Origin of the sequence: Vibrio sp. 10N.286.51.B11 (assembly GCF_041469245.1) — a bacterium.
GTDB lineage: Bacteria > Pseudomonadota > Gammaproteobacteria > Enterobacterales > Vibrionaceae > Vibrio > Vibrio crassostreae_C.
In genome coordinates this window covers 1-1,055 of sequence record NZ_JBFRKI010000063.1, presented here as the reverse complement: position 1 = coordinate 1,055, position 1,055 = coordinate 1, and the positions used below count along the sequence as shown (strand labels likewise).

The window sequence follows — 1,055 nt, the reverse complement described above, 5'->3', positions numbered from 1 at the left end:
AAGATTTTAGCTACAACACCAGCACCAACTGTACGGCCACCTTCGCGGATTGCGAAACGTAGACCTTCGTCCATTGCGATTGGAGCGATTAGCTCAACAGTCATTTGAACGTTGTCACCTGGCATTACCATTTCTACGCCTTCTGGTAGAGTGATATCGCCTGTTACGTCAGTTGTACGGAAGTAGAACTGTGGACGGTAACCTTTGAAGAAAGGAGTGTGACGGCCGCCTTCGTCTTTAGAAAGTACGTATACTTCAGACTCAAACTTAGTGTGTGGGTTGATAGAACCTTTCGCAGAAAGTACTTGACCACGTTCAACGTCATCACGCTTAGTACCACGTAGAAGTGCACCAACGTTCTCGCCTGCACGACCTTCGTCAAGCAGTTTACGGAACATTTCAACACCAGTACAAGTAGTAAGAGTAGTCTCTTTGATACCAACGATTTCTACTTCGTCACCTACACGTAGGATACCGCGCTCGATACGACCAGTTACAACAGTACCACGACCTTGAATTGAGAATACATCTTCAATTGGTAGTAGGAACGGTTGGTCAACTGCACGCTCTGGCTCAGGAATGTAAGAATCTAGTGCTTCTGCAAGCTCAACGATCTTGTCTTCCCACTGCTTCTCGCCGTTTAGTGCGCCAAGTGCAGAACCTTGAATAACTGGTAGGTCATCACCTGGGAAGTCGTATTCAGAAAGAAGTTCACGAACTTCCATCTCAACTAGCTCAAGTAGCTCTTCGTCATCTACCATGTCACATTTGTTCATGAATACGATGATGTAAGGGATACCAACTTGACGACCAAGTAGGATGTGCTCACGAGTTTGAGGCATAGGGCCGTCAGTCGCAGCAACAACTAGGATACCGCCGTCCATTTGTGCAGCACCAGTGATCATGTTTTTAACATAATCCGCGTGTCCTGGACAGTCTACGTGTGCGTAGTGACGTGCTGGAGTGTCGTACTCAACGTGAGAAGTTGCGATTGTGATACCGCGCTCACGCTCTTCTGGAGCGTTATCGATAGATGCGAAATCTTTAGCAACACC

General features: G+C 47.2%; 1 protein-coding gene. It reads right to left on the bottom strand.

Going from position 1 to position 1,055, the window contains the following annotated elements; genetic code table 11:
* Window positions 1–1,055, bottom strand: a 1,055-nt coding sequence (gene tuf, locus AB4154_RS22195; protein WP_137001546.1) for an elongation factor Tu, incomplete at both ends; no start/stop codon positions are given.